Source organism: Sulfitobacter sp. M39 (assembly GCF_021735935.1).
Classification (GTDB): Bacteria; Pseudomonadota; Alphaproteobacteria; order Rhodobacterales; family Rhodobacteraceae; genus Sulfitobacter.
Map to the genome: position 1 here is coordinate 554,722 of NZ_WMDZ01000001.1, position 18,077 is coordinate 572,798.

18 protein-coding genes are annotated in these 18,077 nt (G+C 58.7%); 9 read left to right on the forward strand and 9 right to left on the reverse strand.

The window, feature by feature from the left end; genetic code table 11:
- From GLP43_RS02630 to GLP43_RS02650, 6 genes are all read right to left on the reverse strand, one after another.
- Complete coding sequence (locus tag GLP43_RS02630; protein WP_237278091.1) at positions 1-807, reverse strand: metallophosphoesterase family protein; 807 nt, start codon at positions 805-807, stop codon at positions 1-3.
- Complete coding sequence (locus GLP43_RS02635) at positions 804-1,727, reverse strand: diacylglycerol/lipid kinase family protein (protein WP_237278092.1); 924 nt, start codon at positions 1,725-1,727, stop codon at positions 804-806. Before GLP43_RS02635 ends, GLP43_RS02630 begins: the two co-directional genes overlap by 4 nt.
- A gap of 74 nt (positions 1,728-1,801) precedes the next feature.
- The gene (locus GLP43_RS16310) at positions 1,802-1,936 is read right to left on the reverse strand and encodes a hypothetical protein (RefSeq protein ID WP_272903172.1); all 135 of its coding nucleotides are present in this window, start codon (positions 1,934-1,936) and stop codon (positions 1,802-1,804) included.
- Between the two features lie 126 nt (positions 1,937-2,062).
- A complete protein-coding gene (mutT, locus tag GLP43_RS02640) occupies positions 2,063-2,461 on the reverse strand; it encodes an 8-oxo-dGTP diphosphatase MutT (protein WP_005850865.1) in 399 nt (132 codons plus the stop codon).
- Complete coding sequence (gene argJ, locus GLP43_RS02645) at positions 2,458-3,684, reverse strand: bifunctional glutamate N-acetyltransferase/amino-acid acetyltransferase ArgJ (RefSeq protein WP_237278093.1); 1,227 nt, start codon at positions 3,682-3,684, stop codon at positions 2,458-2,460. Before argJ ends, mutT begins: the two co-directional genes overlap by 4 nt.
- 3 nt (positions 3,685-3,687) lie before the next feature.
- On the reverse strand, positions 3,688-4,566 hold the full coding sequence (locus GLP43_RS02650) for a peptidylprolyl isomerase (protein ID WP_237278094.1): 879 nt from the start codon (positions 4,564-4,566) through the stop codon (positions 3,688-3,690).
- Between the two features lie 176 nt (positions 4,567-4,742).
- Between GLP43_RS02650 and secA the strand changes: the two genes are divergently transcribed.
- Together secA and GLP43_RS02660 are read left to right on the forward strand one after the other, a co-directional pair.
- Positions 4,743-7,472 (forward strand): preprotein translocase subunit SecA, encoded by a 2,730-nt coding sequence (gene secA, locus GLP43_RS02655; protein ID WP_237278095.1) that lies wholly within the window; start codon positions 4,743-4,745, stop codon positions 7,470-7,472.
- 110 nt (positions 7,473-7,582) lie between these two features.
- Entirely contained in the window at positions 7,583-7,852 is a 270-nt protein-coding gene (locus GLP43_RS02660; protein ID WP_237278096.1) for a spike base protein, RCAP_Rcc01079 family, read from the forward strand.
- A 35-nt stretch (positions 7,853-7,887) separates the two neighbouring features.
- Here the strand turns inward: GLP43_RS02660 and GLP43_RS02665 are convergent, their stop codons facing one another.
- Positions 7,888-8,556, reverse strand: coding sequence for a sugar transferase (locus GLP43_RS02665; RefSeq protein ID WP_237278097.1), 669 nt, complete (start codon positions 8,554-8,556; stop codon positions 7,888-7,890).
- Between the two features lie 102 nt (positions 8,557-8,658).
- Positions 8,659-9,393 (reverse strand): metallophosphoesterase, encoded by a 735-nt coding sequence (locus GLP43_RS02670; RefSeq protein WP_237278098.1) that lies wholly within the window; start codon positions 9,391-9,393, stop codon positions 8,659-8,661.
- A gap of 144 nt (positions 9,394-9,537) precedes the next feature.
- On the opposite strand from GLP43_RS02670, the gene GLP43_RS02675 reads away from it, so the two are divergent.
- The 7 genes from GLP43_RS02675 (at position 9,538) to GLP43_RS02705 (ending at position 17,453) form a co-directional block, all read left to right on the forward strand.
- Complete coding sequence (locus GLP43_RS02675; RefSeq protein ID WP_443069461.1) at positions 9,538-11,658, forward strand: YjbH domain-containing protein; 2,121 nt, start codon at positions 9,538-9,540, stop codon at positions 11,656-11,658.
- Positions 11,655-12,314 (forward strand): YjbF family lipoprotein, encoded by a 660-nt coding sequence (locus GLP43_RS02680; RefSeq protein ID WP_237278100.1) that lies wholly within the window; start codon positions 11,655-11,657, stop codon positions 12,312-12,314. Before GLP43_RS02675 ends, GLP43_RS02680 begins: the two co-directional genes overlap by 4 nt.
- Positions 12,315-12,486: 172 nt before the next feature.
- Positions 12,487-13,731, forward strand: coding sequence for a polysaccharide biosynthesis/export family protein (locus tag GLP43_RS02685; RefSeq protein ID WP_237279911.1), 1,245 nt, complete (start codon positions 12,487-12,489; stop codon positions 13,729-13,731).
- 167 nt (positions 13,732-13,898) lie between these two features.
- Entirely contained in the window at positions 13,899-14,849 is a 951-nt protein-coding gene (locus tag GLP43_RS02690) for a glycosyltransferase family 2 protein (protein WP_184583740.1), read from the forward strand.
- Complete coding sequence (locus GLP43_RS02695) at positions 14,849-15,253, forward strand: GtrA family protein (RefSeq protein ID WP_237278101.1); 405 nt, start codon at positions 14,849-14,851, stop codon at positions 15,251-15,253. Before GLP43_RS02690 ends, GLP43_RS02695 begins: the two co-directional genes overlap by 1 nt.
- Positions 15,250-16,023, forward strand: coding sequence for a class I SAM-dependent methyltransferase (locus GLP43_RS02700; RefSeq protein ID WP_237278102.1), 774 nt, complete (start codon positions 15,250-15,252; stop codon positions 16,021-16,023). The genes GLP43_RS02695 and GLP43_RS02700 overlap by 4 nt, the downstream gene beginning before the upstream one ends.
- Complete coding sequence (locus tag GLP43_RS02705; RefSeq protein WP_237278103.1) at positions 16,020-17,453, forward strand: hypothetical protein; 1,434 nt, start codon at positions 16,020-16,022, stop codon at positions 17,451-17,453. The genes GLP43_RS02700 and GLP43_RS02705 overlap by 4 nt, the downstream gene beginning before the upstream one ends.
- Here GLP43_RS02705 and idi read toward each other — a convergent pair.
- Positions 17,450-17,968 carry an isopentenyl-diphosphate Delta-isomerase gene (gene idi, locus GLP43_RS02710; protein ID WP_237278104.1) on the reverse strand — a complete coding sequence of 173 codons (519 nt, stop codon included), beginning with the start codon at positions 17,966-17,968 and terminating at the stop codon, positions 17,450-17,452. The two genes, GLP43_RS02705 and idi, sit on opposite strands and share 4 nt — an antisense overlap.
- Positions 17,969-18,077 lie beyond the last annotated feature (109 nt).

Genomic DNA, 18,077 nt, shown 5'->3' on the forward strand with positions numbered 1-18,077 from the left:
TTACACTTCTTCCGATATCTGATGATCAGAAGCCCGGTTAAATGTCCGGGCTTCTGTCGTTTCGAACACCCGTTTATCTTCGTTAAAGCTCAGCCGGTCGACACAGACCTGATCGTCCGAGATTTTCACAAAGTTGAAATCATTCGGCTCTCCGCGTACGCGAGACGACAGGCTGGTTCCCGCATGCAACTGGATCGCCGTAGTGCCGCCGGATTCGACGGTAAAATTCTCTGCGTGCCAGGTGTGAAGATGCCCCGACAGGATCAGGTTCGCCCCGCAAGACAGCAGCTTTTCCAGCGCGATATCGGCACCGGGTATGGGCTTTTTCTTGGTGTGATTGGGATGCTCTAGCGGGTGATGCACCACCAGCACACGGGCCTTGCGCGCGGCGGTGTCGTCCATCGCCTTGCACGCATGCGCGATACGCCCTGCCGTCAGCTTGCCCGTCTGCCACGAAAACCGATCTACCGAGTTGATGCCGATAACGACCATATCGTTATCCTCATACCGAGGCGTCAGATCAGCGTTGATCCATTTGCGATACCGCCGCCACGGCATGAAAAACCGTTGGAACGGCCGGTCAAGAAGCACATCATGATTCCCCGGCACACCCAAGACAGGCGCGTTAATCCGCTGGATAAAGTTATGCGCTTCCTCGAACTGGCTGCGCCGCGCGCGCTGCGTGAAATCGCCCGAGATGGCGACGATGTCGGGGTTCAATTCGTTCACACAAGAAAGCAGCGGTTCCAGCAGGTCGGGTCGATCCTTGCCAAAGTGTAAATCTGAGAGATGCACCAATGTGCTCATCTGACGGCCTCGTTAAATTCGGCAGGAACGATCAGCTGCAGGGCCTCGCGCTGCATGTGCAGTTTGAACGGGCCCTTCATGCGGCTTAGCTCTCCGTCGCGGGCGACGGGGCGTGATTTATGCGGCATCTCAAGCGTGATCTCGTTCCCGCAGTGCATTTGATAGTCGGTTTCACGTTTCGCGACCCCGAGGGCCAGAGCGGCGGCGTGTTTGAACAACCCCCAGCGGTTCGTATCGGGGGCAACCAGCAGCACCATACCGCCCTTGGCGATACAGTCTTCGCCGCTTAGCCCCATTTGGTTCAGCTGAAAGGCGTTGCTGATCGCAAAGACCAGCGGTGTCCTATGTTTAAAGGATTTGCCATCAATCGTCACCGTCAGCTTGAGCGGCGCGCGGAGTGTTGCCAGCGCTTTGACCACCGACCAATAGGCCGCGACACGGCTGCGGCCCCAGCGATCATAGATGCCTTCGCGGGTTTTCAGGATGGCGGCATAGGCCCCGATGCTTGCGTTGTTCAGAAACGCGTTGCCATTGATCTTGGCGATGTCCGTAGGGCGCAGGACGCCCTTGGCGATGACATCCACGGCTTCGTCAACGGTTTCGGGCAGGTTCAGCGAGCGGGCGAAATAGTTAAAGGTCCCTGCGGGGATAATCCCCATCTGGTTGGGCACATGAGCCAAGCCAGATGCCACGCCGCTGATGGTCCCATCGCCGCCTGACGCGACGATGGTGGCATCGGGGTTCGCTTCGGCTGTGGATTGCGCCAGCTGCCCTAAATCCGCGCCATTGGGCGAGAATTCAACGAAGCTGACGGGGATGTCGTGGTGTTGAAACCTGTCTGAAATCCGGGACTTACGCTCTGTCCCGTCTTTGCGGCCGGAGCCTTTGTTCAGAATAACGATAACACGTTGAGGCTTCATGATTGATCCATCCTTGATGACCTAAGCAAACGCTTGGGGCAGGGGGATGGTTCAGATGTTTCGCGTGTGCCTGATCAGTTCCGGCGCTGGATTGGCTTGCCAGTGTAGATCGCGTCATCAACCTTAACTGATACGCGGCCGTCGGGCATGTCGCGGACGAAAATACCTTGGATGGATACGGTGGAACCGATTGTGATCGTGCGTAGCATTTCTTCCTCCCCGAAGAACCTGAAGTTGCATCTTTATAAGCGACAATTTGCCTAAGTCTAGCAACAAAAAAGTCAAGGATGCAGTATTCGCGCGCGTAAAGAAACAGCAGCGAGGTCGCGCTGGCCCTAAAGCCAGTCGCGCAGGATCGGGATCAGGGGGATGTCCGCAGGGGGCATTGGATAATCTTTCAGCGCATTGGCACGGACCCATTTCAGGGTCTGCCCCTCGCGCGCCTGCGGTGTGCCGTTCCATTTTCGGCAGGCAAACAGCGGCATCAGCAGGTGGAAGTCATCGTAGGCATGGCTGGCAAAGGTCAACGGGGCAAGGCAGGACGCCCATGTGTCGATGCCCAGTTCCTCTTGCAGCTCGCGGATCAGCGCGGCTTCGGGGGTTTCGCCGGCTTCGACCTTGCCGCCCGGAAACTCCCACAAACCAGCCATCGATTTGCCGGGCGGGCGCTGTGCCAAAAGCACGCGCCCGTCCACGTCGATCAGGGCAACCGCCGAGACAAGGATAACCTTCACGAACGATAGTCCGCGTTGATCTCGATATAGCCGTGGGTAAGGTCGCAGGTCCAAACCGTTGCTTTGCCGTCCCCAAGGCCCAGATCAACGCCGATGGTGATGTTCTGGCCCTTCATATGCGCCGCCGCTGCCTCTTCCGAGTAGTCGGGGCTGCGCCAGCCGTCTTTGGCCACCTCGATATCGCCAAAGCGGATCGACAGACGATCCCGATCAGCAGCGGCCCCTGATTTACCGACGGCCATTACCACGCGGCCCCAGTTCGGGTCCTCGCCCGCGATGGCGGTCTTGATGAGGGGGGAATTCGCGATGGCCATGCCGTGGGACTTGGCGTCGTCATCTGTGGCAGCACCGGTCACGGCGATCTCGACGAATTTGGTCGCCCCTTCGCCGTCTTGCACAACTTGATGCGCGAGGTTCAGCATGACGCCATGCAGCGCATCCGAGAACGCATCGCTTTCGCTGGCATCCACGCCCGACGCGCCGGTTGCTGCAAGGATCAAACTGTCGGAGGTCGATGTGTCGCTATCCACGGTGATGCAGTTAAAGGTGCTATCCGTATGGGTCGACAGCATCTTTTGCAGCGCAGCTTGGCTGACAACCGCATCGGTGAAGATATAGACCAGCATCGTCGCCATATCTGGCGCGATCATGCCCGATCCCTTCGCAATCCCCGCGATAGAGACTGTTTTACCGTCAATTTCGACCTCGGCACGGGCCCCTTTGGGGAAGGTATCTGTGGTCATAATCGCTTTGGCCGCATCGGAAATGCCCTTGTCGGACAACGCGCCCTTAAGGTCCGCCAGAACAGCCGTGATCCGGTCGTGGGGCAGCGGTTCGCCGATCACACCTGTTGAAGAGGTGAAAACACGCGATTGGGGAATGTTGCAGACATCAGCAACCGAAGCGGTAATTGCTTCGACCGCGGTAACGCCGCCCTTGCCGGTGAAGGCATTGGCGTTGCCCGAATTGACCAGGATCGCGGCACCGGTGTCTGATGCCGCGCCGATCTTGGCCTGACAATCCAGAACCGGCGCGGCGCGGGTGGCAGAGCGTGTAAACGCCCCCGCCACCGTAGAGCCCGGGGCCAATTCAGCAAGCATCACATCGGTGCGGCCTTGATACCGTACCCCCGCCGCGATGGTGGCGAAACGCACACCATCGATGACAGGAAGATCAGGGAAGTGATCGGGTGCCAGCGGGGATACAGCGGTGATTTTGCCCATTTGTTACTCCAACAGGCCGAGGTTGGTCAGAACCGAAGGGTCGATTGTGTCAGCCGCCGAACGGTCAACATCTGCGGCTTCGGTGGTCTTTTCGATCAGGGTCTGTGCTTTCACCTGACGGACCTGAGTTTCCAGCTCGTCCTTAACGTCTTCAAGCTTGGGTGCTTCTTTCTGGCGCTTGTCTTCCAGTTTGATCACGTGCCAGCCGAACTGGGTTTCAACAGGTTCAGACACAGTGCCGACTTCAAGCTCGGCAACGGCGGTTTCAAACGCGGGTACCATCATGCCGGGACCGAACCAACCCAAAGTGCCGCCCGCAGGACCGGAAGGGCCGGTGGACTTTTCTTTCGCCAACTCGGCAAAATCCGCGCCTTCATCCAGCTCTTTCTTGACGGCTTGGGCTTCTTCTTCTGTCTCTACCAGAATATGCGACGCGCTAAATTCCTCGGTCGGTTCCGCATCGGCGTAGGCTTCGTCATAGGCGGCTTGCAGCTCTTCCTCGGTGACGTCTTGGGCCATTGCTTTCTCGATCACTTCGCCCGCGATCAGCTGGCGACGTTCGTTTTCAAGCGCCATCTCGATCCGCTTTGGCACTTCGCCGTCAAAGTCTTGCGACAAGGCTGTCTGCTGCACGAGTTGATCCAGAATGCCTTTGAACAGGACTTCGGGGGGAAGCTGTTGATATTGTTCGGGCAGAGTGGCGCGGGCAATGATCATGCTGCCAACCGTGATGTCGGTGCCATTGACCGTGGCAACCACGGTTTCAGCGGTGACGTCTGTCTGCGCATCCGTGTTTTCGGCAGTGTCGTCCTGCGCAACGGCGGGCAGGGCGAGCGAAGCTGCCACCACGAATGGTGCCAGAAAAGTGAGAGGTTTTTGCATGTATCTGTCCTTGGTTTGGCAGCCACAAGGGGCTGCTACATTGACACGGTTTAGTGCGGCCCTTACATCGCCCTATGGGCGCGGCCTTGGCGCACGTTCAGTCTTGTATCTAGGGGCTGTCCGGCGGCTCGGCAAGCAGATGGACGCCTTGGAACATAACTTCGGCAGGAGATTGCATGCTGGGCATCGGAACACTCGCCAAAAAAGTCTTTGGGACCCCAAACGACCGTAAAATCAAGGCGACCCGCCCGCTGGTTGAAAAGATCAACGCGCTGGAAGAAGAATTCTTGGCTTTGACCGACGACGGTCTGAAGCAAAAAACGGAAGAGCTGCGCAAGCGGGCGATTGACGGCGAAAGCCTTGATGATCTGCTGCCGGAAGCTTTTGCGAACTGCCGTGAAGGCGCACGCCGGACCTTGGGTCTGCGCGCCTTTGACACGCAGTTGATGTCGGCGATTTTCCTGCATCAGGGCAACATATCCGAGCAGAAAACCGGTGAGGGTAAAACCCTGACCGCGACGCTGGCCGCTTACCTCAATGCGCTGACCGGCAAGGGCGTGCATGTGGTCACGGTGAACGAGTACCTCGTGAAACGGGACGCCGACTGGATGGGCAAGGTCTTTGCCTCGCTTGGGCTGACCACGGGCGCTGCGGTGTCCGGCATGACCGAGGAAGACAAGCGCGCCGCCTATGATTGCGACGTGACCTACGCCACCAACAACGAGCTGGGCTTTGATTATCTGCGCGATAACATGAAGTCTGAGCTGAGCCAGATTTTCCAGAAACAGCACAACTTTGCCATCGTGGATGAAGTCGACAGTATTCTGATCGACGAGGCGCGGACGCCGCTGATTATCTCTGGCCCGTCGCAAGACCGCTCCGAGATGTATAAAATCGTCGACGATGTGATCCCGCTGCTGCAGGAAAGCCACTACGAGCTGGACGAGAAAACCCGCAACGTGACCTTTACCGACGAAGGGAACGAGTTCCTCGAGCAAGAGCTGCACGGCCGCGGTCTGCTGGAAGAAGGGTTAACGATGTATGACCCCGAAAGCACGACCATCGTGCACCACGTGAACCAGGGTTTGCGGGCGCATAAGCTGTTCCAGCGCGACAAGGATTACATCGTGCGCGACGGCGAGGTGATGCTGATCGACGAATTCACCGGGCGTATGATGTCCGGTCGTCGTCTGTCCGACGGGTTGCATCAGGCGATCGAAGCGAAGGAAGGCTGCCAGATCCAGCCCGAGAACGTGACATTGGCCTCGGTCACTTTCCAGAACTATTTCCGCCTTTATAACAAGCTGGCGGGCATGACGGGTACCGCCGAAACCGAAGCCGAAGAATTCGCCGAGATTTACGGGCTGGGTGTTGTCGTTGTCCCGACCAACGTGCCGGTTGCGCGTGTGGACGAAGACGATCAGGTCTATCGTTCGGCGTTGGAAAAATATCAGGCGATGATCGAAAAGGTCAAAGAAGCCAATGCGATAGGCCAGCCGGTTCTGGTGGGTACAACCTCTATCGAGAAATCCGAAATGCTGAGCCAGATGCTGACCGAAGCGGGCATCAAACATAACGTTCTGAACGCGCGCCAGCACGAGCAGGAAGCGCAGATCGTGGCGGATGCGGGCAAGTTCGGCGCGGTCACCATCGCGACAAACATGGCCGGTCGCGGCACCGACATTCAGCTGGGCGGCAACGTCGAGCTGAAGGTGATTGAAGCGCTGGACGCTGATCCTGATGCCGACCCCGTTGCGATCCGTGAAAAAATCGAAGCGGAACACGCTGACGAAAAGAAAAAAGTGCTCGATGCAGGGGGGCTGTATGTTCTGGCGTCCGAGCGTCACGAAAGCCGCCGGATCGACAACCAGCTGCGCGGCCGTTCGGGCCGTCAGGGTGACCCCGGTCGGTCGTCCTTCTACCTGTCTCTCGAAGACGATCTGATGCGTATTTTCGGCTCTGAACGGCTTGAGAAAGTTTTGACGACGCTTGGTCTGAGAGAGGGCGAAGCGATTGTGCACCCTTGGGTCAACAAGTCGCTGGAGCGCGCGCAGGCCAAGGTCGAAGGGCGCAACTTTGACATTCGTAAACAGCTGTTGAAGTTCGACGATGTGATGAACGACCAGCGGAAGGTCATCTTTGGCCAGCGCCGCGACATCATGGAAGCCGCCGACCTGCAAGAGATCACCGCCGACATGCGCGAGCAGGTAATTGACGATCTGATCGACCAGTTTATGCCGCCAAAAACTTATGCAGATCAGTGGGATACACAAGGTTTCCAAGCCGCGGTTGCGGATCAGCTGAACCTCGATGTGCCCGTTGCAGCATGGTGTGAGGAAGAGGGCGTGGATGATGAAGTGATCCGCGAACGCCTTGTTGAAGCCAGCGAAGACATGATGGCCCAGAAGGCTGAACAGTTCGGCTCCGAGAACATGCGCAACATCGAAAAGCAGGTGTTGTTGCAGGCGATTGACGGCAAGTGGCGTGATCACCTTCTGACGCTGGAGCATCTGCGGTCGGTCGTCGGCTTCCGCGGCTATGCGCAGCGTGATCCGTTGAACGAATATAAGAACGAATCCTTCCAGTTGTTCGAAAGTATGCTGGACAGCCTGCGGACCGAAGTGACCCAGAAGCTGGGTCAAATCCGTCCGATGACAGAAGAAGAGCAGCAGCAAATCCTGTCGCAGATGCAGGAACGTCAGGCCGCAGCTCAGGTCGACGCGGCGCAGGCGGCGGAAGAGAACAGCGAAGCGCCGGCTTCGACCGCCGCTGCAGAGTCTGGGTCTACCGCTGTGGCGGGGTTCGACGAGAATGATCCAAGCACGTGGGGAAACCCTGCGCGCAATGATGAATGCCCCTGTGGGTCGGGCAAAAAGTTCAAGCATTGCCACGGCAAGCTTGCGTGAATGATCTTCCCCAAGGCTGGTTGCCGGCCTTGGGTATGCCCCGCACGGTGGGGTAAGATTTAGGTAGGATCGGTAGACCAAGCTGCGCTCTTCACCAAACGGAGAGCGACATGCCAATTACCGACAACTTCAAGGACTATACCGCAGGATTGACCGGCCCTATTTGCGGGGCCTTTGATATTGTGCCCGACGATACCGCCGACCTGCCGCAGATCACCCGTGGCTTTATGGTCGGTGGGGCCGGTGATGTCGCGGTGACGCTGAAAAGCGGGGATGCAATCACTCTGCCCGGTTTGATGGCGGGGGTCGTCTATCCGTTTCGCATCTCAAAAGTGCGCGACAGTGGCACCACCGCGACAGGGATCAAAGGGTTGGTCTAGCGCCTTGTCACCGCGTTAACTGTTGTTGCGCCCCGTCAGTATCCGGTGGGGCGCAGCAGGACGGGCAGAGTGTGCGCGATGATCTTGAGATCGCCCATAAAGCTCGGCTGGCGGGCATAGCGTTCATCAAGCGAGGCGCGTTCTGCAAACAGCAGGATGCCGCGCCCCGATACCTGCCAAAGCCCTGTCACCCCCGGACGCACCCGTTGGTAAGCGTGGCGGGCATCGCCGTAGCTGTGCAGCTCCGCTCGGGTGACGGGGCGCGGCCCGACCAAGGACATATCGCCGCGTAGTACGTTCCAGATCTGGGGCAGTTCATCCAGACCGGTGCGGCGCAGGAAATGGCCGCCGGGGATCACGCGCGGATCTTTGGTCAGCTTTTGGTACAACGCCCATTCCAGCGCGCGATCAGGTCGCGCCAATAGAATCGCCGGCAGCGCGGCCTGTGCATCAGGGACCATCGTTCTGATTTTCCAACAGCGGAAAACCTGGCCAGCGCGTCCAACCCTCGGGTGGGCGTAGAGACCGCCCTGACCCGTGGATGCCACCAGACAGTATAAAACGACAATCACGGGCAGGATTAGCGGCAGCAACGCGAGGCTGACGGCAAGGTCGAACACCCGTTTCCCGCCGCGTTCGTAAATTGGTGCCCGACGTGCATGGACATCACTGCCCTGCCGTATCCCGATATCGATAAACGCCATCGTCACCTCTTACCCATAGCAACCAAACACCGGCGCATGTGCCGGTGTGTCAGCTAAAGCAGAGGTATCCTAAAGCGTGGTTAAAATCGGGATGCCGTCAGATCAGAGGTAGTTAAACTCGACCTCGCCATTGTGGATCGTTGCGGCGGTGAGCTTGTCCGTCGCGTAGGCACCGGTGTCGATCGACACCACGCCGCCTTTGATCATCGGCGTGTCGACGATTGTGTGCCCGTGCACGACCCAGATGCCGTCACGGCGGCGTCGGCGGCCGAAATCCTCATGCCCCCAAAGCAACGTGCGGCTTTCCTGATCCTTGATAGAGATCAATGGGTTAGCGGCGGCGTGGACGAACGCGACATTGCCCGACACCCACGAGGTTGGAAGGTTGACCACCCAGTCGAGCAGCGCCTCGCCCATAGCGTCTTGCAGGGCGTCGCGGGCGCGTTCAAGATCGTTACCAGAGGATGTTTGCGACACGCCCGAGACGCCAAAGCTCGACAAAGTCTGGAGCCCGCCATACCGGAGCCAGCGCTGACCATTCTCTTTCGGATTGTCGATAAACTTTAGCATCATCTGCTCGTGGTTGCCCATCAGCGTGATGATCTCCGGCTGAGCGTGCAGGGCCCGCAAAACCTGCGCGCTTTGTTCGCCGCGGTCGACAAGGTCGCCGACGCAGATCACCTGTGTACCGGCCGAAGGTTCGGGTAGTCTTTCAAGCAGATCAAAACGCCCGTGAATATCTCCGATCGCAATCACGGGGACATCCGGTGTGATCGGATCGAAATGAGGTTCGGGCTCGGGGTCAGGTTGACGGCGTTTAAACCAACGATTCAGCATAGGTCTTGGCGTATCCTCTGTGTTGCAAAACTGGCGCAACGAAATGGTAAATCCGTTGATTGGACGGCACACAAAGTGTAGTCCTTCCTAAACTTCTCTACGGTCCCGGTATTCACAACAATTAATTAATAGGTAGGTTAGCAGATGCAAGGGCGCTCGAGGAAACTAGCTTGTTCGATGCTAGCCGGGGCGTTTTGCGTCACTAGTCTTGCCCAAGGTTCAGCGCAATCTTTATCGACCTACGGCACACCCGGGTTGGTTGAAATGCCGACAGCCCGCGTGTTGAAGGACGGCGATCTGGCCTTCACGGCAAGCGCGTTTGGCCCCAACTACCGGTATTCAGCAACGTTCCAGGTCTTGCCGCGTCTCTATGGGACATTCCGGTATTCGCAGATTAAGGATATCAGCACCAGTGCGTTCCTAGACGGCGATACCTTCGACCGTAGCTTTGATGTGCATTACCAGATTTGGGATGAAACCGACGTACGCCCTGCCTTCGCCGTTGGCCTGCGCGACTTTCTGGGCACCGGTATCCTGAGCAGCGAGTATTTCGTGGCCACCAAAAGCTTTGGATCGAAGCTGGAGGTGACCGGCGGTCTGGGCTGGGGGCGACTTGCGGGGCGGAACTCATTTTCGAACCCGTTCAGCGTTTTGTCTGACCGGTTTGACACGCGTTCTTCAGGGTTCAGCGGGACAGGTGGTCAGCTTGAAACCGGTGATTGGTTCCGCGGGCCGACGTCGGTTTTCGCGGGCGTGCAGTGGAATGTGTCGGACCAGATGACGCTGTTCGCCGAATACTCCCCCGATGAATACACGCGGGAATCGGTGAATACTGGTATCGACGTGTCCTCGCCCCTCAATGTGGGGTTGGAGTATCGTTTCAAAAACGGTGTGAACCTCAAGGGGTTTGTCGTCGGGGGGCATGAGGTCGGCGCGCAGCTGAGCTATGTCATCAACCCCAAGAAACCGTCTGTGCCCGGCGGGTTGGAGCAGACACCGCGCACCATCGGCGCGCGCAACCGTCTGGCTATTGCGGAGTGGAACAACTCTGCTGCCGGGGGTGGGCGCGATGCGGTCGAGGCAGTGCTGCAGCGTGTGCTGGCGGAAGACGGGCTGGAGATGCAAGGCTTCACCATGTCGGGCCACCGCGCGACCGTCCGCGTGGAAAACACCCGTTTCGACAATGAGGCCCAAGCGGCAGGGCGCACGGCGCGGGCCATGGCGGTGACGCTGCCCCCCGCGATCGAAGAGTTCACGGTCGTGTTTCTGGAGCGCGGTGTGCCGCTGAACCAGATCGTGACGCAAAGATCCGATCTGGAAGAGCTGCAGTTTGATTACGATGGTGCCTGGCGCAGTCTGGCGCGGGCGCGTCTGGAAGACGGGCACGATCAGGGCCGCGAAGGCGAGTTGGCGGATATCTATCCAGTCTTTGACACGTCGATCGGCCCTTACCTTGCCACGTCTTTTTTCGACCCTAACAGCCCGATCAGAGCCGATTTTGGTGTCCAGCTTAAGATGGATTACCGGCCACGTCCGGGCCTGACCTTTGCGGGCCGTTTCCGCTATCCGCTGGTGGGCAATATCGACAAATCGTTCCGCGTTTCGAACTCGGCTATCGAGCCGGTGCGCACCAATGCTGTGCGCTATGCAAAAGAATCTGAACTCGAGGTGAACAGCCTCACGGCCGAGTATATGTTCCGGCCGGGGAAAAACCTGTTTGGTCGTGTTTCTGCAGGGTATTTGGAAGGGATGTTCGGCGGCGTGTCGACCGAGGTGCTTTGGTATCCGATGGACAGCCGGCTGGCCCTTGGGGCAGAGCTGAACTATGTCAAACAACGTGATTTCGACATGCTGTTCGGATTTCAGGACTATGACGTCGTGACCGGCCATGCCTCTGCCTATTATGATCTGGGCAATGGGTTCTTTGGTCAGCTGGATGTGGGTCGCTACCTTGCGGGTGACTATGGCGCGACGTTCTCTTTGGATCGTGAGTTTAACAACGGGTTCAAGGTTGGCGGGTATTTCACGCTCACGGATGTGTCCTTTGACGATTTCGGTGAAGGGTCTTTCGACAAGGGCCTGCGGTTCGAAGTGCCGCTTTCGTGGCTGACCGGACGCCCGTCGCGGACGAAAGTCCAGCAAACCATCAAGCCGATTACACGTGACGGCGGGGCGCGTCTTGCTGTGGCGAACCGTTTGCACGGGGTCGTGCGCGACTATCGCGGCAAAGAGCTGCGGGACAGCTGGGGGAGATACCTGCGATGATCTTACGTGCGTTGACCCTTGGCCTGTGTCTGGCGGGCCTCACAGCCTGTAGCGCCAGTCAAAACCTTCTGGCGCGTGGTGTCGCCGTTGCTGTGGATGACGATTCCGTCGTGCCCAAAACCTCGCAAGGGTTTCCGCCGCGCTTTGCCGCGCTGGTGAAGGATACCGCCACCCCCGCCTTGCTGCTGACCGTGGAAAGCCGTGCACAAACCGGCCGCATGCTGCGCGAGGCGCGTGTGAACGGCGTCGATACATGGCTGAGTTCGGATTTAACGGCGCTGATGCTGGAAGACGGGATGCTGCAAGGGACACGCGGCCTTGGGTCTGAACTCTTCGCCGCTGACGTGTCTGAGCCCAAGGCGCTGATCCTGTCCGGGCGGCGCGGTTACTCGGACCGCTTGCATAGCAATCTGACAGGAGTGGATAAGATTTCGACCCGCGCCTATCGCTGTCTGGTGGAGCCGCAGGGCAGCGCGACGCTCGCTCTTGAGGTCGGCACCGTGCCGACGCGGGTTGTAACCGAGGATTGTAAAAGCCTGGACCAGTCGTTTCGGAATACGTATTGGGTCAGTGTAAAGAGCGGTGCCATTGTACAGGCGCGGCAATGGGCGGGCGATGAGGTCGGGTATTTGATGACCAAGGCCGCCGCCCGTTAAGATTAACAGGGGCCGAACCTGTCTGGGGGCGAGGTGTCACATGATGAATGGGAGTATTAAAGTGCGATACCTATTGGTAGCTGTTTTGGGCCTGACCCTTGCAAGCTGTGGTACGGTTTACCGAACACCTGAAGTTGTAGAGGGCGTCGCTGGCGGCACCAATGTACGGGTGATGAACCTCACTGCTGAATCTGTCATTCAGGCGAATAGATCCGCCTATGCGCCGCGGAGCCTGCCCGATGTGTTCTCCCGCACCGCAGGCTCTGGGTCGGGGCTGCGTGGCAGCGGGGCGCTGCCATCGCCCACACTCGACGTTCAGACCCGCCCCAACGCGCTTGAGCTTCGCTTGCCGCCCGCGGTTGATCCCGGCCCTTACGAGATTGGTATCGGTGATGTGGTGCTGCTGGCCACACCGCGTGCCGCCGGATCGGTTGAACAGCTGACCGGGCTGCTGGCCGCGCAAAACTCGCGCCAAGGCTACACCGTGCAGGATGACGGATCGATCAACATTCCCGATGTGGGCCGCGTGCGTATTGCCGGTTTGACCATTGAAGATGCCGAAGCGGCGCTGTTCCAGCGTCTGGTCGAGAACCAGATTGACCCGACTTTCAGCCTCGAGATTTCCGAGTTCAACTCGCGCCGTGTGTCCATCGGGGGTGCTGTGTCGCAGCCGACTGTTGTTCCTGTGACCCTGACACCGCTTTATCTGGAAGAAGCTTTGGCCGCTGCCGGGGGGATCACGGTCGAGGATCAGGACTATGCCTCGATCCGTCTCTATCGGGATGGCACGCTGTATCAGATCCCGCTGTCGCAGCTTTATTCCCGCGCGAGCCTGACCAAGACCCGCCTGCTGCCCGGCGATGCGATCTTTGTTGATACGGAATATGAACTGGCGCGTGCGCAGGAATATTTCGCGCAGCAGATTACTCTGGTTCAGGCGCGTCAGGCGGCGCGGTCGTCGGCATTGCAAGAGCTTCAGCTTGAGGTGTCCTTGCGCCGCGATAATCTGGATGAAGCCCGCGATAACTACAAAGCACGCCGTGATCTCGGTGCCGATGACCGCGACTATGTCTATCTGGCCGGTGAGGTCGGGACGCAGTCGCGCTTTGCCTTGCCGTACGAGCGTAAGGCAAGTCTGGCAGATGCCTTGTATGATGCGGGTGGTGTGGCGTCGTCGACCGGTGATGTATCCCAGGTCTATGTGTTGCGCGCCTCCTCTGACCCGCGCGAACTGGGGGCCATTACCGCGTGGCATCTGGATGCCCGCAACGCCGCGAATTTTGCGCTGGCCCCGCGGTTCGAGCTGCGCCCCGATGACATCATCTTTATCGCGCAGCAGCCCGTCACCAAATGGAGCCGCGCTGTCTCGCAGATCCTGCCGCAGATCCTGAGTGTGGGGAACGCGGTCAGCAACTGATCTGACCCCGATTGATGACCAAAGGCCGGGCAGAAATGCCCGGCCTTTTGCGTTTCAAAAGGTATGTCTATCGGCCAGAGGCTTCGCAAAGTGGACCCATCGGCGCCCTATTTCAGCCACATCGCCTGATTAACCCTGAACGGGTCAATTTATTCAGGCGGTGTGATATGTATCTTTCTGTTGTGATCCCTTGCATGAACGAAGAAGCCTCGATCCCAGGGCTGGTGTCGCGGCTGACGCAGGCGATCGCGCCGTGGAAAGATCGGGCCGAGATTATTCTGGTGGATGATGGATCCACCGATGCCACGTGGAAAGCGATCGAAACCGCGCAAGCGGGCTGTGCGCAACTGGTGGGTATCAAGCTTTCGGCCAATCGCGGGCATCAAATCGCGCTGACCGCCGGGCTTGAGGCGGCACAGGGCGAACGCATTTTTATGCTGGATGCCGATTTACAAGATCCGCCGGAATTGCTGGTTGATATGATGTTCATGATGGATCGCGGGTTCGACGTGGTTTACGGCCGTCGTAGCGAGCGTCAGGGCGAGACCATGTTCAAGAAGGCCACGGCGCATCTGTTCTACCGTTTCCTCAATGCCATGTCCGATGTCCCGATCCCGCAGGACACGGGCGATTTCCGTCTGGTGAACCGCCGGTCGCTGGACGCCGTTCTGGCAATGCCGGAAAAGGCCCGCTTTATCCGGGGGATGTTCGCTTGGGCAGGCTTTAAACAGGTGGGTATTGAATATATCCGCGCCCCACGCGCCTTGGGCGAAACCAAATACCCCTTCCGCGCCATGATGCGCTTTGCCATCGACGCGATGACCGCCTTTTCGACGAAGCCGTTGAAACTTGCGACGCGCCTGTCTTTTGTCAGCCTGTTCATGGCGGCGTTGATGGCCGTTTATGTGATCTATTCGCTGGTCGTGTATCAGACGGCACCCGGTTGGGCGTCGGTGGTGCTCGCGGTTAGCTTCTTCTCGGGGGCGCAGCTTTTGACGCTGGGTATTCTGGGAGAATATATCGGTCGCCTTTATGTCGAGGCCAAGGATCGTCCGCTCTATTTCGTGAGCGATGATACGCGCGATATGGTCCCCGACGTGAAACGGTTGCGTGCCTGATGCGTGCTTTTGACTATAAATGCGCGCGCTTTGGGGTTGTCGGCATTGTGACGGCATTATCCTACGTGGCGATGTATCCGGCGTTTCTGGCGGCGGGGGTGTCACAACCGGGAGCTAATGCGCTGGCGTTTTTTCTGGCGATCGTCCTGCAGTACATCGGTCATGCCCTGTTCACCTTTGAACGGCGACTGATCAATCGCAGCCAGATCACCAAATTCGCCATCATGGTTGGCTGCGGCTTTGGCATGTCGATGCTTGTCACGGGCCCTCTGGCAAAGGCCTTGGGGATGCCGGCCTGGGCGGCGGCGCTGGCCGTTGCGCTGTATCTGCCGGTGCAGAACTATATTTTGATGACCCTATGGGTGTTCGCCTTGCCGCACCCCAAGACGGAGTACATGTCATGAGCCATATCTACAGTGATACATTTTTTGATTACATCAACCAAAGTGCGCGCGCGTCGGCAAAACCGTTTGTGTCATTGCTGTTTCCTTTGCTGAAGCCAACGACGGTGATCGATCTGGGCAGTGGGCGCGGTGTTTGGATGGATGAATGGCGCAAAGGTGGCGCGGAGGACGTGCTGGCCGTAGACGGGGATTATGTAGACCGGGCGCAATTGGCAGTCGCGCCGGAGCAGTTCATCGCCGCCGATCTGACAAAGCCGGTAAAGACGGGCCGCCGCTTTGATCTGGCGCAGAGCCTTGAGGTAGGAGAGCATCTGCCCACCGAAGCCTCGGAGGTTCTGGTCGATAGTCTTACGCGGGCGTCTGATCGTGTGTTGTTTTCCGCCGCGGTCACCGGACAGGGGGGCGAGTTTCACGTGAACGAACAGCCCTTGTCCTTCTGGCAGGATATTTTCGCTGCCAAGGGTTATGTCGCCTATGATTGCGTGCGCCCTGCATTGAAAGACAACAAGGATATCGCGCCCTGGTATCGTTATAACGCAATCCTTTATGTGAATGAGGCCGGCCGTGCGGGTTTGCCGAAAGAGATCCTCGCGACCCAAGTGCCTGCGGGGCAAAAGCTCCGCAATGCGGGTAGCCTTGGCTGGCGGTTGCGTTTTGCCGTGGTCAAGACCCTGCCACGCGGCGTTGTCACAGCCATTGCGCAAGCGCGGGCGATGGTTCTTGCCCTGCGGGCGCGCCGTGCCAAAACCGTGGGTCGCGCGGCTGTATGACGGCGGCGGTCGAGCGGCAGTTGGCGATGCGGGCCGAAGCTGAACGGCTGCAGCTGGCACCGGTCTTCCTGATCACACTGGTGGCGGCGTTTTTGCTGACGGGGCAAAATCTGCTGGATCCGATGATCCGTCATGATGACTACCCCGCGTTTTTCAGTGACGCACCCGCCTTTTGGAACAAGACCCTGCACGAGGGGCGGTGGCTGAACTACATCTGGCACCTGCGCGAGGTGGTAACGCCCGCCTGGCTGAACTTTGCCCTGTATCAGAGCCTATGGGCGGCGTTTGTCGCTGCGTTTGCCGTTGCGGCGATGGGGCCAGGTGCGCAGCGCTGGTTTACTGTCGTGCTGGCCCTGCTGCTGGTGGTCTGCCCATCCGAGATGCTGATCTCGCTCTGGTTCAATACGCTCATCCCCGGGTTGGCTGTTGTGGCGCTGTTTGCGGTGCTGGCCTGTTACCTGTCCAGCGCGCAGTTGCGCTGGCTGTTGCCGATTTTCGTGATCGTCAGCTTTATGGCCTATACGACCTATCCGCTGCTGCTGCTGGCGATTTGCATTGCGCGTACGCGGGAGCGGTCAATCCGCGATCTGGTGGGGCTGATGGCGCTGTTTTGCGCAAGCTTCGTTGTCGCGGTGCTGACGGTTTATACGTTGAACTGGCAGGTTCACGGTGTGTTTGGCGTGCCTGTGGCCGATTGGCGTGATCCGACCGCGGGGGACGGTATTGGCGGGATGATCGCCAACCTGCCGAAGCTGGGGGAAACATTTACGCTGTTCCTCAACCGGACCGGCATCGGGTATCCGCCACTTATCGGGCTTATTCCGTTTGTCTATATCCTTACCCTGAATGTGCTGCGCAAGCGCGCGCCGCTTGAGGCTTTGTATCTTGCGGCTGGTATGGCGATTGGGCTGGCGCTGACGGTAGTTCAGGCGCTGAAACTGGGGGTGATTGTACCGCCGCGCGCGTTTATCTTCTTTTGGGTTTTCTTTGCGCTGACCGCGGTGCGTGCGGTCCAGATATTGAGCGAGGATGAGGGCCTATACGGCCGTTTAGGGCGTAATCTATTGCTGATGATCATCGGGGTGTGGTTCATCCAGCTGTTTTTGGCCTATGGGCAGTCCAATGACTGGCGTAGCGATACCAAACTCTGGGCGCAGGAGGTGCGGGCGACGGAGGGGCCGGTCTATGTCTATGGCGACTCGTCGAAGATCGCCGCAGGGCTGAAGGCCGGCATACAATCTTACAAAGCGCTGCCGTTCCGGCTGAAACAGTTGACCGGAAAGACGGCGATCGCCTGTGATGAAGTGCCTGATACCTGCCCGTCCCGACCAGATAAAAATGTCGGTGATAACGAGGTGCACTTGCTGCGCGAAGGGAATGCGCTGTTCATGCTGTTTACGCCAGAACCATCGGACGAGACTGAAGATTAAGCGGTAAAGATGCTGTCCATGTGTTCGGCCAGATAGATGCGCAGCCAGGGGGTAAAACGCTCTGGCGTGGTTTGGGTCTGGCGAGCGAGGTCGGAGAGGTCGACCCAGGCGGTGTCCATTACTTCGGCGGGGTTTGGGGTCACATCGGTGAGCGCGACGGCTTCGGCGACGTAAATCTCTACCAGCTCATGTTCGGTCAGGCCGCCGCCCACATCGGCGCGGTATTCGACCTGATCACGATGGTCGAGCCTTAGGCCGCTGATCCCCAGCTCTTCATCCAGTCGCCGTTTGGCGCAGGTGAGCGCGGGTTCATCCCAGAACGGATGGGTGCAGCAGGCGTTCGCCCAGAGACCGGGGGTGTGATATTTGCCAAGCGCCCGACGCTGTATCAAGGTCTCGCGTCCGCGCATGACGAAAACCGAGATGGCCTTGTGGCGAAGACCGCGCTGGTGGACCTCTAGCTTTTCGACGGGGGTGAGCTTGCCGTTGACCCAGGCGGGGATCATCGTGGTCATGTGGCTGCCCCGTTCGGGTGGCGTTGTGGCAATGTCATATCCGGCTGCCCCGATCCTTGCGGCCCGCGGGCCCCTCTGCGCTAGGCGGTCTTGTAGCGGGTCGGTTTTG

Bases quoted from the DNA above. Each gene is read 5' to 3' on its own strand.
- GLP43_RS02630 (WP_237278091.1), bottom strand. From the start codon at position 807: ATGAGCACATTGGTGCATCTCTCAGATTTACACTTTGGCAAGGATCGA.
- GLP43_RS02635 (WP_237278092.1), bottom strand. From the start codon at position 1,727: ATGAAGCCTCAACGTGTTATCGTTATTCTGAACAAAGGCTCCGGCCGC.
- GLP43_RS16310 (WP_272903172.1), bottom strand. From the start codon at position 1,936: ATGCTACGCACGATCACAATCGGTTCCACCGTATCCATCCAAGGTATT.
- argJ (WP_237278093.1), bottom strand. From the start codon at position 3,684: ATGGGCAAAATCACCGCTGTATCCCCGCTGGCACCCGATCACTTCCCT.
- GLP43_RS02650 (WP_237278094.1), bottom strand. From the start codon at position 4,566: ATGCAAAAACCTCTCACTTTTCTGGCACCATTCGTGGTGGCAGCTTCG.
- secA (WP_237278095.1), top strand. From the start codon at position 4,743: ATGCTGGGCATCGGAACACTCGCCAAAAAAGTCTTTGGGACCCCAAAC.
- GLP43_RS02660 (WP_237278096.1), top strand. From the start codon at position 7,583: ATGCCAATTACCGACAACTTCAAGGACTATACCGCAGGATTGACCGGC.
- GLP43_RS02665 (WP_237278097.1), bottom strand. From the start codon at position 8,556: ATGGCGTTTATCGATATCGGGATACGGCAGGGCAGTGATGTCCATGCA.
- GLP43_RS02670 (WP_237278098.1), bottom strand. From the start codon at position 9,393: ATGCTGAATCGTTGGTTTAAACGCCGTCAACCTGACCCCGAGCCCGAA.
- GLP43_RS02675 (WP_443069461.1), top strand. From the start codon at position 9,538: ATGCAAGGGCGCTCGAGGAAACTAGCTTGTTCGATGCTAGCCGGGGCG.
- GLP43_RS02680 (WP_237278100.1), top strand. From the start codon at position 11,655: ATGATCTTACGTGCGTTGACCCTTGGCCTGTGTCTGGCGGGCCTCACA.
- GLP43_RS02685 (WP_237279911.1), top strand. From the start codon at position 12,487: ATGAACCTCACTGCTGAATCTGTCATTCAGGCGAATAGATCCGCCTAT.
- GLP43_RS02690 (WP_184583740.1), top strand. From the start codon at position 13,899: ATGTATCTTTCTGTTGTGATCCCTTGCATGAACGAAGAAGCCTCGATC.
- GLP43_RS02695 (WP_237278101.1), top strand. From the start codon at position 14,849: ATGCGTGCTTTTGACTATAAATGCGCGCGCTTTGGGGTTGTCGGCATT.
- GLP43_RS02700 (WP_237278102.1), top strand. From the start codon at position 15,250: ATGAGCCATATCTACAGTGATACATTTTTTGATTACATCAACCAAAGT.
- GLP43_RS02705 (WP_237278103.1), top strand. From the start codon at position 16,020: ATGACGGCGGCGGTCGAGCGGCAGTTGGCGATGCGGGCCGAAGCTGAA.
- idi (WP_237278104.1), bottom strand. From the start codon at position 17,968: ATGACCACGATGATCCCCGCCTGGGTCAACGGCAAGCTCACCCCCGTC.